The sequence below is a fragment of the Methyloversatilis universalis FAM5 genome, from assembly GCF_000214035.2.
GTDB classification, from domain to species: domain Bacteria; phylum Pseudomonadota; class Gammaproteobacteria; order Burkholderiales; family Rhodocyclaceae; genus Methyloversatilis; species Methyloversatilis universalis.
In genome coordinates, this window is the sequence record NZ_AFHG01000028.1 from 97042 (window position 1) to 116669 (window position 19628).

Here is a 19628-nt window from a genome sequence, read left to right on the forward strand (position 1 = left end):
GCACGACGATGAGCACGCACGCCCCTTCCGCTTCCGGTCATGAAGATTCCCGGTCAGAGTTCAAGACAATGTCATTGTATGTCGTCGGCACGCCCATCGGTCACCTGGGAGAGCTGTCGTCGCGTGCCATCGCGGCCTTGCGTGCCGCTGATCTGATCGCCTGCGAGGACACCCGCGAAACCGCGCGTCTGGCCAGCCATCTCGGTCTCGGCGCGCAACTGGTGGCGGTGCATGAGCACAACGAACGCGCCGGCGCAGAGCGGCTGATCGCCGCGCTGGCCGACGGCAAGCGGGTGGCGCTGGTGTCGGATGCGGGTACGCCGGCGGTGTCCGACCCGGGCGCCCGCGTGGTGCGCGCGGTGCAGGAGGCCGGCTATCGCGTGGTACCGATCAGCGGCCCGAGTGCTGCGGTGGTGGCGCTGTCGGCCAGCGGCCTGCTGGATGCCCAGTTCCGCTTCGTCGGCTTCCTGCCGGTCAAGTCCGCCGCCCGCCGCAAGACGCTGGAAGCGCTGCGCGGCGAGGACTGCGCGCTGGTGTTCTACGAAGCGCCGCACCGCATCGTCGACTGCGTGGCCGACATCGCCGCGGTCATGCAGCCCGAGCGCGAGCTGGTGATTGCGCGCGAACTGACCAAGCTGTTCGAACAGATCGTGCGCCTGCCGGTGGCCGAGGCGCCGGCCTGGCTGGCGGCCGATACCAACCGTCAGCGCGGCGAGTTCGTGCTGCTGCTGGCCGGCGCGCAGCCGGAGGAGGGGCTGGACGCGGAGGCGCGCCGCACCCTGGATCTGCTGCTGGATGAATTGCCGCCCAGCCGCGCGGTGAAGCTGGCCCAGGCGATCACCGGGGCGCCGCGCAAGCTGCTGTACGACCACGCGATGGCACACGCGGTCGATGCGCCACAGGACGAGGACGACGACTGATCCGGACGGCGGCCCGGTTGGGCGGGCGGCCGACTATGCGGGATAATCAGCGGCTGCATCCGCCGGCGCGCTGCCGGCCTGCCTTGATGACTGGATTGGAACGCCCTTGAACCGACTGACCCTCACCCGCCCCGACGACTGGCACCTGCATCTGCGTGATGGCGCCGCGCTCGCAGCGGTGCTGCCGGACACCGCGCGCCGCTTCGCGCGCGCCATCGTGATGCCGAATCTGCGGCCGCCGGTCACCACGGTGGCGCTGGCCGCCGCCTACCGCGACCGCATCCTGGCGGCCCACGCCGCCACGCCGGGCCTGCCGGCCTTCGAGCCGCTGATGACGCTTTACCTGACCGACAATACCGCGCCGGACGAGATCGACCGCGCGATCGAATCCGGTTTCGTGAAAGCGGTGAAGCTCTATCCGGCCGGCGCCACCACCAATTCCGATTCCGGCGTGACCGACGTCGCGCGCTGCGACGCCACCATCGCCCGCATGGCCGAGCGTGGCCTGCCGCTGCTCATTCACGGTGAAGTGACCGACGGCGACGTCGATGTGTTCGACCGCGAGGCGGTGTTCATCGAACGGGTGCTGCGCCCGCTGCTGGCCCGTCACCCGGCGCTGCGCGTGGTGTTCGAGCACATCACGACCCAGGACGCCGCCGAATTCGTCGCCGCGGCCGGTGACAACATCGCCGCCACCGTCACCGCCCATCACCTGCTGATGAACCGCAATGCCATCTTCGCCGGCGGCGTGCGGCCGCATCACTACTGCCTGCCGGTGCTCAAGCGCGAAGTGCATCGCCAGGCGCTGGTGGCCGCGGTCACGTCGGGCAACCGCCGCTTCTTCCTCGGCACCGATTCGGCGCCGCACGCCAAGGGCGCCAAGGAAGCCGCCTGCGGCTGCGCCGGCTGCTACACCTCGCACGCCGGCATCGAGCTGTATGCCGAAGCGTTCGATGCCGCAGGTGCGCTCGACCGGCTGGAAGCGTTCGCCAGCTTCAACGGCCCGGACTGGTACGGCCTGCCGCGCAATGCGTCGCAGATCACGCTGGTGCGCGAGTCGTGGGAGGTCAAGGCGGAACAGGAATTTGCCGATGGTGATGTGCTGGTGCCGCTGCGCGCAGGTGAGCGCGTGGCCTGGCGCCTCGAATGACTCCGGCCGTCCACCCATGACACGACACCTGCGCAAGCTGCTTCTGCTGCCGCTCGCCGCCCTGCTGGCGGGCTGCGAGATCGATACCGCCGCCTGGATGATCGAGGGCAAGGAACACGCCCTCATCATCAACCGCGAAAGGCCGTATTTCTGGAGCGACCAGTACGAGATGGCGGTGGTGGTGTCGCGCATGCCGACCTGCCAGCGCCGTTTCGACATGAAGCCGGCGCGCCTGAATACCGCGGTGGTGACCGTATTCGACGGCGGTGAGCCGAACCGCTACGTGCTGCGTCAGGGGTCGAGCCGCTGGTATGCGGTGAATACCAATGACTGCGTGTTCGCGGTGATCGAAAAGCCGGCCACCGAGCCGGCGCCGATCGGCACCTTCCGCAAGAAGGGCGAAGAATTCACCTTCGTGCCGGTCAAGAAGGACGCCGACCCATCCTGACGCCGTCGCTCGCCGACCTCGTCGGCACCAGCCCGCTGCATGAGGGTGTCCATGCCCTGCTGCAGCGCCTGCCGGCGGACGGTCCGCCCGACGCGGTGTGCATCGACCGGCTGGCCGCGACCGTGGGCCGGCCGCTGAACCCTGCCGGCATCCCGCTCACCTTCACCGCCGATGCGCCGGGCGAGCCCGGCGGCTACGAGGCGCGCATCGCCGCCTTCGGGCGGGTGCCCACCCGCGACGCCTGCTGGCACGACCTGTTCAACGCGCTGGTATGGCTGCGCTACCCGCGCATCAAGGCAGCGATGAATGCCCGCCACTGCGCCGAGATCGCGCTGCGCCCGGCCGGCGAGCGCGGCCCGGTGCGCGACGCGCTGACCCAGTTCGATGAGGACGGTCTGGTGCTGGTGAGCGACGATGCGGCGCTGATCGATGCTTTGCGTGGCCACCGCTGGCGGGAAGCCATGCATCAGCGTCGCGCCGCGCTCGAACGGGCCCGGCTGCACGTGATCGGGCATGCGCTGATGGACAAGGCGCGTGCGCCGCACGTCGGTCTGTGCGCCAAGGTGCTCCATCTGCACGTGGACGAGCTGCCGGGCGGCGCCGCCGATGTGCTCGCCAATGTCGCGGCCTTCGACCGCTGGCTGGCGTCCCGCATCGAAGCCGGACAGTGGCCAGCCACACCGCGCGATCTGAAGCCGCTGCCGGTGCTGGGCCTGCCCGGCATGACGCCGGACAATCTCGATCCCGCCTATTTCGACGATACCCGGCAGTTCCGCCCGGCGCGCGCCTGAGCGCCCGGTTTCAGCCGTGCAGGCCGGCGACGAAGCGGCCCAGCCGCGCCAGCCCTTCATCCAGATCCTCGACTGAGGCGGCGCAGGACAGGCGGACATAGCGCTCCGGCTCCAGCACGCTGAAGTCGCGGCCGGGGGTGAGGGCGACCTGAACCTGCTGCAGCGCCTGCTGGCAGAAGTCCCATGCGGACAGGCCGGTCTCGCTCACGTCGAACCAGGCGTAGAAGGCGCCGTCCGGCGCGACCGCCGGCGGCAGGCCGATGTCGGTCAGGCCGCGGGTGACCCACGCCCGGCGCTGCGCGAAGCCGGCGCGGCGCTGTTCGCACACCGCCAGCGATTCCGGCGTGAAACAGGCCAGCGCGGCAATCTGGGCAGTGGTCGGCGGACAGATGTAGTAGTTCTGCGCCAGCCGCTCGACCGCCGGCACCAGCGCCTCCGGCAGCACGGACCAGCCCAGCCGCCAGCCGGTCATGCCGAAATACTTCGAGAAGCTGTTGATCACGCAGACCTCGGCATTGCGCGCCAGCGCGGTCTGCGGCGCGCGGCCCTGCGCGTCGTCCTGCTGCAGGTTGAGGTAGATCTCGTCGGCGATGCACCAGGCGCCGCGGGCGCGGGTGAGCGCGCAGATCGCGTCCAGTTCCGCCGGCGCGATCGAGGTACCGGTCGGGTTGGACGGCGTGGCCAGCATGACGCCGCGGGTGCGTGGGCTCCAGTGCGCGGCCACCGCGGCGGCGTCGAGCTGGAAGCGGCTGGCCGCGTCGGTGGGTACCAGCCGGATGTCGGCGCCGAAGCTGGTCAGGAACTGGCGGTTGCAGGGGTAGGAGGGGTCGCCCACGATGACTTCGTCACCCGGATCGACCAGCGCTGCGGTGAGCAGCAGCAGCGCGGCCGAGGCGCCCGCAGTCACCACCACCCGGCCCGGATCGAGCTCGACGCCGTGCATCTGCCGGTAGAAGCCGGCGATGGCGCCGCGCAGGGCGGGCAGGCCGAGCGCGTCGGTGTAGGGCAGCGCCTGGCCGTCCAGCTGCGCGCGCAGCGCGGCCAGCGCCGCCGGCGGCGCACCTTCGTCCGGTTCGCCGATATTGAGCCGGATCACCCGCTGACCCTGCGCGTCGAGCGCGGCCGCCTGCTTGCCGATTTCCATCGCGAAAAAGGGCGCGACGTCGCGGGCGCGCCGGGACACCGCAAAGGAGAGGGGCGCAGGCTGGCCGGTACTCATGTCGGAAGGCTCCTGTGGCCGTACGGGCGGCGGAAACAACAAGGGCGGCCCTGAGGCCGCCCCGAAGTGCAGGACTGCCTCAGGCGAGGCGGCCGTGGCACTGCTTGTACTTCTTGCCCGAGCCGCAGGGGCAGGGGTCGTTGCGGCCGACCTTGGGACCGCTCTGCGCCGGAGCGTTGTCGCCCGCCGGCGGCGCCAGCGGATCCACGTCGTCGCGTGCCATGGACGGATCGAAATCGGCGTGGGTGAAACGCATGTTGTCGAGCTGCGGCGGCGTCGGTTCGCTTTCCTCGATCTGCTCCTGCGAACGGATCTCGACATTCACCAGCACGCGGGTGACCTCGATGCGCACCTGATCGAGCAGGCCTTCGAACAGTTCGAAGGCTTCGCGCTTGTACTCCTGCTTCGGGTTCTTCTGTGCGTAGCCGCGCAGGTGGATGCCCTGACGCAGGTGGTCCAGCGCAGCCAGGTGCTCGCGCCAGTGGCTGTCCAGGCTCTGCAGCATCACGTTGCGCTCGAACTGGCCGAAGGATTCAGCACCGACCAGCGCCACCTTGACCGCGTACTGGTCGTCCGACAGGTCCTGCGCGCGCTTCAGCAGATCGTCGTCGGCGAGGTTGGGCTCGGCCGCGATCCATTCAGCGAACGGCGTGTCGATGCGGAACTCGGACATGAAGGCGGCTTGCGCACCGGCCAGGTCCCACTGTTCCTCGACGCTTTCCGCCGGCACGTACTGGCGGAAGGTGTCTTCCAGCACGCTGTGGCGCATCGCGCTGATGGTTTCCGAAATGTTTTCGGCTTCGAGCAGCGCGTTGCGCTGTTCGTAGATCACCTTGCGCTGGTCGTTGGCGACGTCGTCGTACTCGAGCAGCTGCTTGCGGATGTCGAAGTTGCGCTGTTCGACCTTGCGCTGCGCCGACTCCAGCGAGCGGTTCACCATCGCGTGCTCGATCGCCTCGCCTTCCGGCATCTTGAGACGGATCATGATGGCGTTCAGGCGCTCGCCACCGAAGATGCGCATCAGCGGATCTTCCAGCGACAGGTAGAAGCGCGACGAACCCGGGTCGCCCTGACGGCCGGAACGGCCGCGCAGCTGGTTGTCGATGCGGCGCGACTCGTGGCGTTCGGTACCGATGATGTGCAGGCCGCCGGCCTTCACCACCTGTTCGTGCAGCGAGGACCATTCGCTGCGCAGCTTCTCGATGCGCGCGGCGCGGTCCGCCTCGCCCATGCTGTCGTCGCGTTCCAGCGCCTGCACCTGCTTCTCGACGTTGCCGCCGAGTACGATGTCGGTGCCGCGGCCGGCCATGTTGGTGGCAATGGTGATGACGCCCGGCCGTCCGGCCTGTGCGACGATGTCCGCCTCGCGTTCATGCTGCTTGGCGTTCAGCACCTGGTGCGGCAGCTTTTCCTGGTTCAGCAGATTGGACAGCAGCTCCGAGCTCTCGATCGAGGTGGTGCCCACCAGCACCGGCTGTCCGCGCTCGTGGCAGTCCTTGATGTCGGCGATGACCGCGGCGTACTTTTCCTTCGCGGTGCGATAGACCAGATCGTTGTTGTCCTTCCGCACCATGGGCCGGTGGGTCGGGATCACTACGGTTTCCAGACCGTAGATCTGGTGGAATTCGTAGGCTTCGGTATCGGCCGTACCGGTCATGCCGGCCAGCTTGCCGTACATGCGGAAGTAGTTCTGGAAGGTGATCGAGGCCAAGGTCTGGTTCTCGGCCTGGATCTGCACGCCTTCCTTCGCCTCCACCGCCTGGTGCAGGCCGTCGGACCAGCGGCGGCCCGGCATCAAGCGGCCGGTGAATTCGTCGACGATGATGATTTCGCCGTTCTGCACCACGTACTGCTGGTCGCGGAAATACAGGTTGTGCGCACGCAGGCTGGCGTACAGGAAGTGCACCAGCGTGATGTTGGCCGGCTCGTACAGGCTGCGGCCGGCTTCGAGCAGGCCGTGCTGGACCAGAATCTCTTCCGCGTGCTCGTGACCGGCTTCGGTCAGCAGCACGGTGTGCGCCTTTTCGTCCACCCAGTAGTCGCCCGGACCGTCTTCCTTCTCGCAGCGGGTGAGCAGGGGCGCGACCGCGTTGAGCTTCACGTACAGATCGGTGTGATCGTCCGCCTGGCCGGAAATGATGAGCGGCGTGCGCGCCTCGTCGATCAGGATGGAGTCCACCTCGTCGACGATGGCGTAGTGCTGGCCGCGCTGCACCCGCTCACCGGTCGAATAGACCATGTTGTCGCGCAGGTAGTCGAAGCCGAATTCGTTGTTGGTGCCGTAGGTGATGTCGGCGGCGTAGGCGGCCTGCTTTTCGTCGTGCGGCATGCGCGACAGGTTCACGCCGGTGCTCATGCCGAGGAAGCCGTACAGCTTGCCCATCTGTTCGGCGTCGCGGCTGGCGAGGTAGTCGTTCACCGTCACCACATGCACGCCCTTGCCGGCCAGCGCGTTCAGGTAGACCGGCAGCGTCGCGGTCAGCGTCTTGCCTTCGCCGGTGCGCATCTCCGCGATCTTGCCGGTGTGCAGCATGATGCCGCCCACCAGCTGCACGTCGAAGTGACGCATGCCATGCACCCGCTTGCTCGCTTCGCGTACGACGGCGAACGCTTCCGGCAGCAGGTCGTCCAGCGTCTGGCCGTTGGCCAGGCGCTGCCTGAATTCCGCGGTCTTGCCGGCCAGCGCTTCATCGCTCAGTCCGGACAGTTCGGATTCCAGCGCGTTGATGCGCGCGATGACCGGACGATACTTTTTCAGCAGGCGGTCGTTACGGCTGCCGAAGATCTTGGTGAACAGGGAAGCAATCATCGAAGACAGAGGCCTGTGGCGGGCGAACCGATGGCGGAAAAGTCGCGGATTCTAGCATGCGGGCCGGAGCGGCCCGGTCCGGTGACCAGCTTGCGCCGGCGGTGTTGCGTGACGAAGTCGCCGGCTGCAGGAAAGGACTGGAGGCGGCGGCCCGGGTTCCCGGCCGGGCGGCCTGCGGACGGCACCCGCCCCGTCAGGGCTGACGGCTGGCGGTTTCGGTGCGGGCGCCCGGCGGCAGCGCCTTGCGGGCCAGTTCGAGGAAGCGGTTTGGGTTCTGGGCGACGTCCTTGACCCGCACTTCGAAATGCAGGTGTGGGCCGGTCGACCGGCCGGTGCTGCCCACTTCGGCAATCTTCTGGCCGCGGCGTACCACCATGCCCGGCTTCACGTGCAGCTTGCTGGCGTGCGCGTAGCGGGTGGTCAGTTCGCGGCCGTGGTCGATCTCGACCACATTGCCGTACTGGGGGTGGAAACTGGCATCGATCACCACGCCCGCGGCGGCGGCGATGATGGGGGTGCCGACGTCAGCGACGAAATCCACGCCTTCATGCATTGCGCGTGAACCGTTGAAGGGGTCGATGCGCCAGCCGAAGCCGGATGCGTTCCAGGTGCCGCCGGTGACCGGCAGCGTGGACGGCACCAGCGACAGCGTGGCCTGGTCCAGCAGCAGTTCCGACTCGATCACGCCCAGATAGTCGTCCTGCTGGGCCAGCAGGTCAGAGAAGTGTTTCATCTGCGCTTCCAGCTCGGTGGCCGAAAGCGTTTCCGGCGTGATCAGCGGGCCGCCGCGTCCGGGCAGCGGGCGGTCTGTGACCGGTTCGGGTGGCTTCACGCCGGCCAGCTTGGCCAGCCGGCTGCCCAGGGTGTCCAGCTGTATCAGCTGCGCCTGCATCTGGCCCAGCTTGATCGCCATCGTGTTCAGGTTTTCACGGACGAACTGTTCGCTGCGCTCGGTTTCCTGCACCCGGGCGGCGGTGATCATTTCGTCGATCACCGGCAGACGCAGGCTGCTGGCGTGCTTCAGCGTGATGAAGGAAAAGGCCGATGCGAGCAGCAGGACCAGCGTTGTGAAGGCAAACAGTGCGCCGAACAGGTGCCAGGGCCGTATCGTGATGGCCTTGGCCGTTGTCAGGCGGTCGGAAACCAGAATAATCTGCACATCCGCTCCCAAGAATCTTCTTATGTCCGCACGCCCGCTGCACCATCATCTCGACGCGCAGGACGCACTGGCTACCCTGTCTGCACATGTGAGGCTGATTGCCCGCGTGCAGAGGGCGTATGAAAAATTTCTGCCGCCCGAGCTGACGAAAGTCAGTCGAGTGATCAATGTGAAGCAGGGTGTTGTGGTGGTCAGCGCCTCGTCGGGCGCTGTTGCTCACCGGCTGAAGCAGTTGCTGCCCAGCGCCCGGATCGCGCTGCAGGAAAGTGCGGGGGAGGTTACCGAAGTCAGGGTGAAGGTGCAAGCGTTTGATCCGCCACGGGTTCCTGCGCCGGTGGTGGCCAGACCGGTGAGCGAGCAGGCCCGTCGCGGTCTGCAGGCGGGGCTGTCATCCCTGCAGGCGGACAGCGCGCTCAGGCAGGCGATCGAACATCTGATCGAGCGCGCGAAGAAGGTGTGAGCGGCGCGAGGCGGGTGCGCGGACGCGCTAGAGGACGATGACGCGTTCGAGCGCCAGCAGGGCGAAGAAGCCGAGCACCGCGATCACCGCGTAGCGGATCAGCCGCCAGGCGAACGCCAGATAGCGGCGGTCACCGGTCAGCACGAAGGCGAGGAAGCAGGCGCCGACCGCGATGATCAGCAGTACCCCGATCAGCCGGACGATTAGCACGCGCGGTGCTCAGGCGAACGCAGGTGCAGACCCGCTGTCGTCGATCAGCGGCTGGTACTGGTGCGATACCGCCGATGGCGTCGCGGCCGGTTGATCGAAACTGGCCCACTCCCACGCACCCTGTTCGGCCAGCAGTGCGTGCAGCAGCGCATTGTTCAGCGCGTGGCCCGACTTGTGCGCGGTGAAGGCCGCCAGCAGCGGGTGGCCGAGGATGTAGAGGTCGCCGATGGCATCCAGCACCTTGTGCTTCACGAATTCATCCGCGTAGCGCAGGCCGTCGCTGTTGAGCACGCGGTACTCGTCCATCACGATGGCGTTGTCCAGGCTGCCGCCCTGGGCCAGCCCGTTCTGGCGCAGGTACTCGACCTCGTGCATGAACCCGAAGGTGCGTGCGCGCGCCACGTCGTCGATATAGGACTGGTGCGCGAAATCCACCTTCACCCGGGTGCCGGTGCGTTCGATCGCCGGGTGGCGGAACTCGATCGAGAACTCGAGGCTGAACCCTTCGTACGGGTCGAGCCGCGCCCACTTGTCGCCGTCCTTCACCTCGACCGTCTTCAGCACGCGCACGAATTTCTTGGCGGCCTGCTGTTCGACGATGCCGGCCTGCTGGATCAGATAGACGAAGGTCGACGCCGAGCCGTCCATGATGGGCAGCTCGGGGGCGTCGACATCGACGAACACGTTATCCACGCCCAGGCCTGCCAGTGCCGACATCAGATGCTCGACCGTGGAAATGGTGGCGCCTTCTCGGCCAATGCAGGAGGCGAGGCGGGTGTCACCGACCGCATGGGCATCCGCGCGCAGTTCGACCGGCGGCGTCAGGTCCACGCGACGGAACACGATGCCGGTATCGACCGGCGCGGGGCGCAGTTCGAGATTGACCTTGAGGCCGGAATGAAGACCGACGCCGGTGGCGCGGACGATGGAGCGGAGGGTGCGTTGCCGGATCATGGCTGGAACGACGGCTGAAAGCGGATATTCACGATTATCTCACCTTCGCGTCATGCCCGTGTAACAGGGCGTATCCGTCCGGTCGGGCGGGGTGACCGGACGGATGCTGCAGAGCGTGCTCAGTCTGCCTGCTTGCGCAGGAAGGCCGGGATGTCCAGCGTTTCGACGCCATTGGCGCGCATGGCTTCGACCGCGGAGGAGGCGGTACGGCCACCGCGGCCGCGCATGACCGCCGGGATGTCCAGATGCGAGTAGTCGGTACCGGTGGCGGCCGCCGGCATCGCGACGTCGTCGGTGCCGGTACGGATGATGGTCATCGGCGGCTTGCTGCTCATCGCGCGCGGTGCGCCGAGGCCGGTGGCGACCACGGTGACGCGCAGACGGTCTTCCATCGAATCGTCGAACACGGTGCCGAAGATGACGTGGGCGCCTTCGGCGGCGAAGGCGCGCACGGTTTCCATCGCGTCCTTCACTTCCTTCATCTTCAGCGAGCGGCTGGCGGTGATATTCACCAGCACGCCACGCGCGCCGGACAGTTCCACGCCTTCGAGCAGCGGGCTGGCGACGGCCTGTTCAGCGGCGATGCGGGCGCGGTCCATGCCGGCGGCTTCGGCCGAACCCATCATGGCACGGCCCATTTCACCCATCACGGTGCGCACGTCCTGGAAGTCGACGTTCACCAGACCCGGGATGTTGATGATTTCGGCAATGCCGCCCACCGCGTTGCGCAGCACGTTGTCTGCGGCCTTGAAACCGTCTTCCAGGCTGGCGTCCTCGCCCAGCACTTCCATCAGTTTCTCGTTCAGCACGACAATCAGGGAATCGACGTGGCGGGCGAGTTCCTCGATGCCGGCTTCGGCGGCGCGCATGCGGTTTTCGTAGTCGAAGGGCTTGGTCACCACGGCCACGGTCAGGATGCCCATTTCCTTGGCCACTTCGGCGACGATGGGGGCTGCACCGGTGCCGGTGCCGCCGCCCATGCCGGCGGTGATGAACACCATTTCCGCGCCGCGCATCTGGTCGGCCAGGTGTTCGCGGTATTCCTCGGCGGCGGTGCGACCCACTTCCGGCTTGGCGCCAGCGCCACGGCCGTTCTTGCCGAGCTGGATCTTGACCGGAGCGAGATTGCGGTTCAGCGCCATGCCGTCGGTGTTGGCGGCGATGAATTCGACGCCGTTCACACCTTCACGGATCATGTGATCGACCGCATTGCCACCGGCCCCGCCGACGCCGATCACCTTGATCACTGCGCCCACCGGCTCCTTGTCGAGAATCTCGAACATTACCCGCCCTCCTGTTTTCCACGAACGCCTCGGGGCCCGAGAGCCCCTGCGGCTACAAAACGCGCGCCACCACTAGATTTAGTGATCGCGCGCAAGTATACGACTAAACTTAGTGCAACGCATGCCGTTGATGCTGTTTGCGTCCTGAAAATCAGAAATTTCTTTCGAACCACGACCTCATGTTGGCGAGCACCTGACGGACGTTGCGGGTTTCGCGTGCCACCTGGCCCCGGCGACGTTGCGCGGCGCCTTCCATGATCAGGCCGATGGAGGTCGCGTAACGCGGGTGACGCACCACATCCGAGAGGTTTCCGCTGTAGTCGGGCAGGCCTACGCGCGAGGGCAGGTGGAACACGTCTTCCGCCAGATCCGCCATGCCGCGCATGATGGCGCTGCCACCGGTCAGCACCACGCCGGACGACAGCAGTTCCTCGTAGCCGCTGCGGCGCAGTTCGGCCTGCACCAGCTCGAACAGTTCGGACACGCGCGGCTCGATCACGTCGGCCAGCGCCTGGCGTGACATGCGGCGCGGGCCGCGATCGCCGATGCCGGGCACTTCGATCATGTCCTCGGCGTCGGCCAGCGCGGACATCGCCACGCCGTAGCGCAGCTTGATGTCTTCCGCCTCGGCGGTCGGCGTGCGCAGCGCCATCGCGATGTCGTTGGTGATCTGGTCGCCGGCGATCGGGATGACCGCGGTGTGACGGATCGCGCCCTGGGTGAAGATGGCGATGTCGGTGGTGCCGCCGCCGATGTCGATCAGGCAGACGCCCAGATCCTTCTCGTCCTCGGACAGCGTTGCCTGGCTGGATGCCAGCGGCTGCAGCACGAGGTCGACCACTTCAAGCCCGCAGCGGCGCACGCACTTGATGATGTTCTGTGCTGCCGACACCGCACCGGTCACGATGTGCACGCGCACTTCGAGCCGCTTGCCGCTCATGCCTATCGGTTCGCGCACGCCGTCCTGGCCGTCGATGATGAATTCCTGGGTCAGCGTATGCAGGATTTCCTGATCGGCCGGGATGGGCATGGCACGCGCGGTTTCGACCACGCGTTCGAGGTCGAGCCGGGTGACCTCCTTGTCTTTGATCGCGACGACGCCATTCGAGTTGAAGCTGCGGATGTGGCTGCCGGCGATGCCGGTGAACACTTCGTGCACCTTGCAGTTGGCCATCAGCTCGACTTCCTGGATCACGCGCGAGATCGAATCCACGGTGGCGTCGATATTGACCACCACGCCCTTCTTCAGACCCTGCGACTCCTGCGCCGCGAGGCCGAGGATGTCGAGCCGGCCCTCCGGCGTGAGCTGGGCGACGACCGCGGAAATCTTTGACGTGCCGATGTCGAGGCCGACGATGAGGTCCTTGCTGTCTCTGGTCATGGTTTGTCCTGGTGTTCAGTGCTGCTCATGCGTATTGCGTAGCCGTTGGGGTAGCGGAGGTCGGCGTAGATCAGCTTCTGCACGCCGCGCCGCATCACTTCCGGCTGGGTATTCACGTAGCGGGCGAGACGCCCGGTGATTGGCTGCTTGTCGTCCTCGCGGCCCAGTTCGAGCCGGGTGCCGTCGTCCAGCACCAGCTGCCAGGCTTCGCGGCGCGACAGCACCATCTTCTGTATCTGGCGGCCGGTGGGTGCGAGCAGATCGCTCCATTCCAGGTGGCGCGACAGCATGGTGGCGGCGCTTTCGTCCGGCCCGACGAACAGCGGCAGTGCATTCTGGTGATCGGCCAGGAACAGTTCGCCCTGCGCATTCACCATGCGCGCCGGCGCGTTCTCCGGCGCCCACCAGCGCGCCACCGCGACGTGCTCCTCCAGTTCGATCTCGAGCGAACCGGGCCACACCCGGCGCACCGTGGCGTGACGCACCCAGGGAAGGCCTTCGAACACGGTGCGGGCGCGTTCGATGTCGGTGGTCAGGAAACTGCCGGTCACCGCGCGGCGCGCGGCGTCCTCGATCTGGGCACTGCTCAGGTTGGCCGGCGCGTGGGTGAGCGTGATGGCCTGCAGCGGCAGCACCGGCATCCGGGTGAACAGGATGACCAGGGCGTAGCCGATGGCACCGCTCGCCAGCAGCAGGATGGCGTCGGCGATCATGTTCAGCGCGCGCGGGCTGTCCCACAGGCCGTCTTCACGGCGCTGCGTAGCCTTGTTGCGGGCTGACGGGCGTTTAGCCAAGGCGGGCCGACTCCAGGATGCGCAGGCACAGTTCGCCGAATTCGATGCCGACCGCGCGTGCGGCCATCGGCACCAGCGAGTGCGAAGTCATGCCGGGCGAGGTGTTGATTTCCAGCAGCCAGGGGCGTCCGGCGTCGTCCAGCATCAGGTCTGCGCGGCCCCAGCCACGACAGTCGATCAGGCGCGCGGCGCGCATGACCAGTTCCTGTATCTCCTGTTCGAGGTCTGCGTCCAGACCGCTCGGGCAGTGGTACTTCACATCGTCGGTGAAGTACTTGTTCTGGTAGTCGTAGTTGCCCTGGGGCGCTTCGATGCGGATCAGCGGCAGTGCCATGTCGCCGAGGAAGGGCGCGGTCAGTTCGCGGCCGGCGATGAACTGTTCGGCCAGCACAAGCGGATCGCAGCGGGCGGCCTTTTCGTAGGCGGCCGCGAGATCTTCGGCGCGGGTGACCTTGGTCGCACCGACGCTGGATCCTTCGCGGGCGGGCTTCACGAACAGCGGCAGGCCCAGATCGTTCGCCACGGCGGCGAAATCGCTGCCGGCATGCAGCAGCTTGTAGCGCGGGGTCGGCAGACCAGCGGACAGCCAGACCATCTTGGTGCGCCACTTGTCCATGCCGATGGCCGACGCCATCACGCCGCTGCCGGTGTAGGGAATGCCCATGCATTCGAGCGCACCCTGCAGCGTGCCGTCCTCGCCGCCGCGGCCGTGCAGTGCGATGAAGGCGCGGTCGTAGCCGTCGCGCTTCAGTTCCCACAGATCGCGTTCGGCCGGATCGAAGGCGTGGGCGTCGACGCCCTGTTCCTTCAGCGCGGCGAGTACCGCGCTGCCGGACATGATGGAAATTTCGCGTTCGGCGGAAGCACCGCCGAACAGCACGGCGACCTTGCCGAGTGCGGCGGTATCGTGGGTACTCATTTCTGGATGTCCTGTGCGAATTTGGAGGGCAGCTGCCCGATGGAACCGGCACCCATGCCGAGCACGACGTCACCGTCGCGCACCGTGTCGAGCAGGGTCTGCGGCAGGTCGCCGATATCCTCTACGAACACCGGTTCAACCTTGCCGGCCACGCGCAGCGCGCGCGCCAGCGCTCGGCCGTCGGCCGCGACGATGGGCGCTTCGCCAGCGGCATAGACCTCGGTCAGCACCACGGCGTCGGCACCCGACAGCACGCGTACGAAATCCTCGAAGCAGTCGCGGGTGCGCGTGTACCGGTGCGGCTGAAAGGCCAGCACGATGCGGCGGCCGGGGTAGGCGCCGCGGGCCGCGTCCAGCGTGGCGGCCATTTCGACCGGGTGGTGGCCGTAGTCGTCGACCAGCGTGAAGTGGCCGCCGGCAGGCAGCGCGATGTCGCCGTGCCGGGTGAAGCGGCGGCCCACGCCCTTGAATTCGGCCAGTGCGCGCACGATGGCGTCGTCCGGCACGCCGACTTCGTTGGCCACCGCGATGGCGGCCAGCGCGTTGCGCACGTTGTGCAGGCCGGGCAGGTTCAGTTCGACCGGGATGCGGGTGGTGGTGCCGTTCACGCGCACCGCGTCGAACAGCATGCGGGTGCCGTCCGGCCGCACATTCTCGGCGCGCACCTGGGCATCGGCATTCAGGCCGTAGCGGATGATCTGCTTCGGTACCTGCGGCATGATCTCCCGCACGTTGGCGTCGTCGGTACACAGCACCGCCACGCCGTAGAAGGGCAGGCGGTTCAGGAAGTCGACGAAGGCCTGCTTGAGCTTGCCGAAATCATGGCCATAGGTGTCCATGTGGTCGGCGTCGATATTGGTCACCACCGACACCACCGGCGACAGGAACAGGAAGGACGCGTCCGATTCGTCCGCCTCCGCCACCAGGAATTCGCCGCTGCCCAGCCGCGCGTTGGCGCCGGCCGAATTGAGCCGGCCGCCGATCACGAAGGTCGGATCCAGCCCTCCTTCCGCCAGGCAGCTGGCGATCAGCGAGGTGGTGGTGGTCTTGCCGTGGGTGCCAGCCACCGCGACGCCCTGCTTGATGCGCATCAGTTCGGCCAGCATCTGGGCGCGCGGCACGATGGGGATGCGCCGTTCGCGCGCACGCACCACTTCCGGGTTGTCGGCGCTCACCGCGGTCGAGGTGACCACCGCGTCGGCGTCGGCGATGTTGTCGGCGCTGTGGCCCTGCACCACGCGTGCGCCGAGTGCGGCCAGCCGGCGGGTGACCGCGTTGTCCGCGAGATCGGAGCCGCTGACCACGTAGCCCTGGTTCAGCAGCACTTCGGCGATGCCGCTCATGCCGGCGCCGCCGATACCGATGAAATGGATGTGGCTGATCTTGTGCTTCATGTCTGTTTTCCTCGCGCGAGAGCTGCGCAGATGTCGGCCACTTCGGCGGTTGCGCCGGGGCGGGCCAGCGCACGGGCACGCTGTGCCATGTCGAGCAGGCGGGTGCGGTCGAGCGAGCGGATGAGGGTGGCCAGCGCGTCCGCGTTCAGCGACGACTGCGGCATCAGCACCGCGGCGCTGGCGTCGGACAGGAAGCGCGCGTTGCCGGTCTGGTGGTCGTCGACCGCGTGCGGCAGCGGCACCAGCACCGAGGCGACGCCGGCGGCGGCCAGTTCGGCCACGGTCAGCGCGCCGGCCCGGCAGATGACCAGATCCGCCTGCGCATACGCGCCGGCCATGTCCTGGATGAAGGGCTGCAGCGTGCCGTCCACGCCGGCGGCGGCATAGGCCGCCTGCAGCGCCGGCATATTGCGTTCGCCGGCCTGGTGGATCACCTGCGGGCGCTCGCCTTCCGGAATCCGTGCCAGGGCCTGCGGCACCGTGTCGTTCAGCACCTGCGCGCCCAAGCTGCCGCCCACCACCAGAATGCGCAGCGGGCCGTTGCGTCCGGCAAGGCGCACAGCCGGATCGGGCAGTGCGGCGATGTCGGCGCGTACCGGGTTGCCGGTCCAGTGCGCTTTCGGCAGCGCGTCCGGGAAGCCGCCGAGCACCCGGTCGGCCACGCCGGCCAGCACGCGATTGGCGAGACCGGCGATCGAGTTCTGTTCGTGCAGCACCAGCGGGGTGCCGCGCAGCGCGGCCATCATGCCGCCGGGGAAGGTGACATAACCACCCAGACCCAGCACCACGTCCGGCCTGACGCGGCCGAGTACGCCCAGCGCCTGCCAGAAGCCGCGCAGCAGATTGAGCGGCAGCATGAGCTTGCGCAGCAGCCCCTTGCCGCGCAGTGCGCCGAAGCGGATGGACTGCAGCTCGTAGCCGCGCGGCGGCACGATGCGGGCTTCCATGCCCTGATCGTTGCCCAGCCAGACGACGTGCCAGCCGCGCGCGCGCAGCTCGTCGGCCACCGCCAGTCCCGGGTAGATGTGGCCGCCGGTGCCGCCGGCCATGATGAGCGCGGTGCTCACCGGCGGTTCTCCCAGTCGATGCGCAGGATGATGGCGAGCGCGATGCAATTGACCAGGATGCCGGAGCCACCGTAGCTCATCAGCGGCAGCGTGAGGCCCTTGGTCGGCAGGATGCCCACGTTCACGCCCATGTTGATGAAGGCCTGCACGCCGAACCAGATGCCCACGCCCTGCGCCACCAGGCCGGCATAGGCGCGCTCCAGCAGCAGCGCGCGACGGCCGATCGCGAAGCAGCGGTGCACCACCAGCGCGAACAGGCCGATCACCGTCGCCACGCCGAACAGGCCCAGTTCCTCGCCGATCACTGCGAGCAGGAAGTCGGTGTGCGCTTCCGGCAGATAGAGCAGCTTTTCCACGCTGCCGCCGAGGCCGACGCCGAACCATTCGCCGCGGCCGAAGGCGATCAGCGAGTGGGTGAGCTGATAGCCCTTGCCCAGCGGATCGTTGTTGAACGGATCGAGGAAGGCGATGAAGCGCCCCCAGCGCAGTTCGTTGAAGCGGATGATGATGGCGAAGCCGGCCAGCGCCACCACGCCCAGCGAGAAGAACAGCTTGCCGTTGATGCCGCCGAGGAAAAGCATGCCGAAGGCGATCAGCACGATGACCACGAAGGCGCCGTAGTCCGGTTCGGCCACCAGCAGCGCGCCGACGAACAGGATGACCAGCGCCATCGGCACGAAGGCCCGGCGGAAGGAGTGCATTTCCGGCAGCCGCCGCACGATGTAGCTGGCCGCGTACAGCACGGTGAACAGCTTCACCAGTTCGGACGGCTGCAGATTCACCGGACCGAGGTTGATCCAGCGGCGCGAATTGTTCACCACCGAACCGATGCCCGGTATCAGCACCAGCAGCAGGAGCACGATGCCGCCGAGGAAGAGCCACATCGACCACGCCTGCCAGGTGCGCACCGGCACCTGAAAGGCCATCAGCCCCGCGACGCCACCGATGGCGAGGAACACCGCCTGACGGATCAGGAAGAACTCCTGCTTGTTGCCGGTGAAGCGGCTGCTGTCGGCCACCGCGATCGACGCGGAATACACCATGACCAGACCGATCAGCAGCAGGGCCACCGCCGGCCACAGCAGCCAGGGGTCGAGTTCCGGCGTCTTGGTGGAATCACCGAAGCGGGGAGAGTCGAGACGCATGCTGCCACTCATGAGGGCGCTCCTTCGGCGGCGATGCGCCGCGCTTCGGCGATGAACACCTCGGCGCGGTGGGCGTAGTTGCGGAACATGTCCAGGCTGGCGCAGGCCGGCGACAGCAGCACCGCGTCGCCCGGCTGTGCGGCGGCGAATGCGGCGCGGGTGGCGTCTTCCAGCGTGGCGCAGGTGCGGTGGCTGACGCCGTGCGCCGACAGCACGTCGGCAATGGCCGGCGCGTCGCGGCCGATCAGCGCGCAGAAGCGTGCGTGACGCGCACACACCGGGCCGAGCGGCGCGAAGTCCTGCCCCTTGCCGTCACCGCCGAGAATCAGGGCGAGTGGCCGGCCGAGGCCTTCGATCGCCGCCACCGTGGCGCCGACATTGGTGCCCTTGGAGTCATCGATGAAACGGACGCCGGCGTGTTCCAGCACGGTTTCGACCCGGTGCGGCAGGCCGCTGAAATCGCGCAGCGCGGCGACGCAGCGGTCCTGCGGCAGGCCAACCGCTTCGCACAGCGCGAGTGCAGCCAGCGCGTTGTGCGCGTTGTGGCGTCCGGCCAGTTTCATGTCGTCGAGCGCCAGCAGAGCCTGATGGCCGCGCATCAGCTGAATGCGGCCTTCGACCGTGCGCAGTCCGTAGTCGTTGCCCGACGGTTCGCCATCGCCGAAGCGAATCACGCGCGCGCCGTCGCGGCGCATCGCGCTCACCCAGCTGTCGTCACGGTTCAGCACCTGCACCGTATGGGCACCGAAAATGCGCGCCTTCTCGGCCGCATACGCCGGCATGCCGCCCGGGTGGCGATCCAGGTGATCCTGGGTCACGTTGAGTACGGTGGCCGCATCGGCGTCCAGCGTGTCGGTGGTTTCCAGCTGGAAGCTGGACAGTTCCAGCACCCACGCGTCGGGTACCCGCCCTTCGTCCAGCACCCGCATCAGCGCATCGAGCGCGGCGGGCGAAATGTTGCCAGCCACTTCGGTGCTCAGACCGCAGGCGCGGCACAGCGCGCCGGTCAGCGTGGTGGTGGTGGTCTTGCCATTGGTGCCGGTGATGGCGATCACCTTCGCGCGTTCGCGCCAGCCCAGATCGCGCAGCGCGCGTGCGAACAGTTCGATCTCGCCCACCACCTCGATGCCGCGGCGCTTCGCTGCCTGCACCAGCGGCTCGTGCGGCGCGAGGCCCGGTGACAGCGCGAGCAGCGCGATACCGTCCAGCAGGCTGTCGTCGAATTTCCCGCAGCGCAGTTCGGCCGCCGGAAGGTCGCGCGCCAGCGCATCGAGCCCGGGCGGTGCCGCACGGCTGTCCGCCACGCGCAGCACCGCGCCCTGACGCCCGCACCAGCGGGCCATGGCCAGGCCGGATTCGCCGAGGCCGAGGACGAGGACGTGTGTGCCGAGGAGGCTCACTTCCGCGCCTCCACTGCGCCGTCCGCCGGGCCGTCCCAAGGACGAGCGCAGCCCCCTCGGGGGGCAGCGAACGAAGTGAGCGTGGGGGTCGTCGCGCCGTCCGCCGGGCCGCCCCAAGGGCGAGC

Annotated in this window: 18 protein-coding genes; 5 read left to right on the plus strand and 13 right to left on the minus strand. The window is 67.8% G+C overall.

The window, feature by feature from the left end:
- Positions 1-74: 74 nt before the first annotated feature.
- From rsmI to METUNV1_RS00615, 4 genes are all read left to right on the plus strand, one after another.
- Positions 75-920, plus strand: coding sequence for a 16S rRNA (cytidine(1402)-2'-O)-methyltransferase (gene rsmI, locus METUNV1_RS00600; protein ID WP_008057791.1), 846 nt, complete (start codon positions 75-77; stop codon positions 918-920).
- Positions 921-1026: 106 nt separating this feature from the next.
- Complete coding sequence (pyrC, locus tag METUNV1_RS00605) at positions 1027-2070, plus strand: dihydroorotase (protein ID WP_008057793.1); 1044 nt, start codon at positions 1027-1029, stop codon at positions 2068-2070.
- Between the two features lie 16 nt (positions 2071-2086).
- On the plus strand, positions 2087-2518 hold the full coding sequence (locus tag METUNV1_RS00610) for a hypothetical protein (protein WP_008057796.1): 432 nt from the start codon (positions 2087-2089) through the stop codon (positions 2516-2518).
- 95 nt (positions 2519-2613) lie between these two features.
- Positions 2614-3309 carry a DUF3025 domain-containing protein gene (locus tag METUNV1_RS00615; protein ID WP_008057798.1) on the plus strand — a complete coding sequence of 232 codons (696 nt, stop codon included), beginning with the start codon at positions 2614-2616 and terminating at the stop codon, positions 3307-3309.
- 10 nt (positions 3310-3319) lie between these two features.
- Here METUNV1_RS00615 and METUNV1_RS00620 read toward each other — a convergent pair whose 3' ends face one another.
- The 3 genes from METUNV1_RS00620 to METUNV1_RS00630 all read right to left on the minus strand — a co-directional run bounded on the left by METUNV1_RS00620 (position 3320) and on the right by METUNV1_RS00630 (position 8496).
- Positions 3320-4528, minus strand: a complete 1209-nt coding sequence (locus METUNV1_RS00620) for an aminotransferase class I/II-fold pyridoxal phosphate-dependent enzyme (RefSeq protein ID WP_008057802.1) — start codon at positions 4526-4528, stop codon at positions 3320-3322.
- A 79-nt stretch (positions 4529-4607) separates the two neighbouring features.
- A complete protein-coding gene (secA, locus tag METUNV1_RS00625; RefSeq protein WP_008057804.1) occupies positions 4608-7337 on the minus strand; it encodes a preprotein translocase subunit SecA in 2730 nt (909 codons plus the stop codon).
- Positions 7338-7530: 193 nt separating this feature from the next.
- Positions 7531-8496 (minus strand): M23 family metallopeptidase, encoded by a 966-nt coding sequence (locus METUNV1_RS00630; RefSeq protein ID WP_008057807.1) that lies wholly within the window; start codon positions 8494-8496, stop codon positions 7531-7533.
- 22 nt (positions 8497-8518) lie between these two features.
- On the opposite strand from METUNV1_RS00630, the gene METUNV1_RS00635 reads away from it, so the two are divergent.
- Positions 8519-8956 carry a DciA family protein gene (locus tag METUNV1_RS00635; RefSeq protein WP_008057810.1) on the plus strand — a complete coding sequence of 146 codons (438 nt, stop codon included), beginning with the start codon at positions 8519-8521 and terminating at the stop codon, positions 8954-8956.
- A 27-nt stretch (positions 8957-8983) separates the two neighbouring features.
- Here METUNV1_RS00635 and METUNV1_RS00640 read toward each other — a convergent pair whose 3' ends face one another.
- The 10 genes from METUNV1_RS00640 to murD all read right to left on the minus strand — a co-directional run bounded on the left by METUNV1_RS00640 (position 8984) and on the right by murD (position 19503).
- Positions 8984-9166 (minus strand): hypothetical protein, encoded by a 183-nt coding sequence (locus tag METUNV1_RS00640; protein WP_008057811.1) that lies wholly within the window; start codon positions 9164-9166, stop codon positions 8984-8986.
- 9 nt (positions 9167-9175) lie between these two features.
- Positions 9176-10120, minus strand: a complete 945-nt coding sequence (gene lpxC, locus METUNV1_RS00645) for a UDP-3-O-acyl-N-acetylglucosamine deacetylase (RefSeq protein WP_008057813.1) — start codon at positions 10118-10120, stop codon at positions 9176-9178.
- Positions 10121-10239: 119 nt separating this feature from the next.
- On the minus strand, positions 10240-11403 hold the full coding sequence (gene ftsZ, locus METUNV1_RS00650) for a cell division protein FtsZ (protein ID WP_008057815.1): 1164 nt from the start codon (positions 11401-11403) through the stop codon (positions 10240-10242).
- Between the two features lie 151 nt (positions 11404-11554).
- On the minus strand, positions 11555-12784 hold the full coding sequence (gene ftsA, locus METUNV1_RS00655; protein ID WP_008057817.1) for a cell division protein FtsA: 1230 nt from the start codon (positions 12782-12784) through the stop codon (positions 11555-11557).
- Positions 12781-13578, minus strand: coding sequence for a cell division protein FtsQ/DivIB (locus METUNV1_RS00660; protein WP_008057820.1), 798 nt, complete (start codon positions 13576-13578; stop codon positions 12781-12783). The genes ftsA and METUNV1_RS00660 overlap by 4 nt, the downstream gene beginning before the upstream one ends.
- Positions 13571-14497, minus strand: a complete 927-nt coding sequence (locus METUNV1_RS00665; protein ID WP_008057822.1) for a D-alanine--D-alanine ligase — start codon at positions 14495-14497, stop codon at positions 13571-13573. The genes METUNV1_RS00660 and METUNV1_RS00665 overlap by 8 nt, the downstream gene beginning before the upstream one ends.
- Positions 14494-15891 (minus strand): UDP-N-acetylmuramate--L-alanine ligase, encoded by a 1398-nt coding sequence (gene murC / locus METUNV1_RS00670; RefSeq protein ID WP_008057824.1) that lies wholly within the window; start codon positions 15889-15891, stop codon positions 14494-14496. Before murC ends, METUNV1_RS00665 begins: the two co-directional genes overlap by 4 nt.
- Positions 15888-16958 carry an undecaprenyldiphospho-muramoylpentapeptide beta-N-acetylglucosaminyltransferase gene (gene murG / locus METUNV1_RS00675; protein WP_008057826.1) on the minus strand — a complete coding sequence of 357 codons (1071 nt, stop codon included), beginning with the start codon at positions 16956-16958 and terminating at the stop codon, positions 15888-15890. Before murG ends, murC begins: the two co-directional genes overlap by 4 nt.
- Positions 16955-18115 (minus strand): putative lipid II flippase FtsW, encoded by a 1161-nt coding sequence (gene ftsW, locus METUNV1_RS00680; protein ID WP_008057829.1) that lies wholly within the window; start codon positions 18113-18115, stop codon positions 16955-16957. Before ftsW ends, murG begins: the two co-directional genes overlap by 4 nt.
- Positions 18112-19503, minus strand: coding sequence for a UDP-N-acetylmuramoyl-L-alanine--D-glutamate ligase (murD, locus tag METUNV1_RS00685; protein WP_008057831.1), 1392 nt, complete (start codon positions 19501-19503; stop codon positions 18112-18114). Before murD ends, ftsW begins: the two co-directional genes overlap by 4 nt.
- Between the last annotated feature and the right edge of the window lie 125 nt (positions 19504-19628).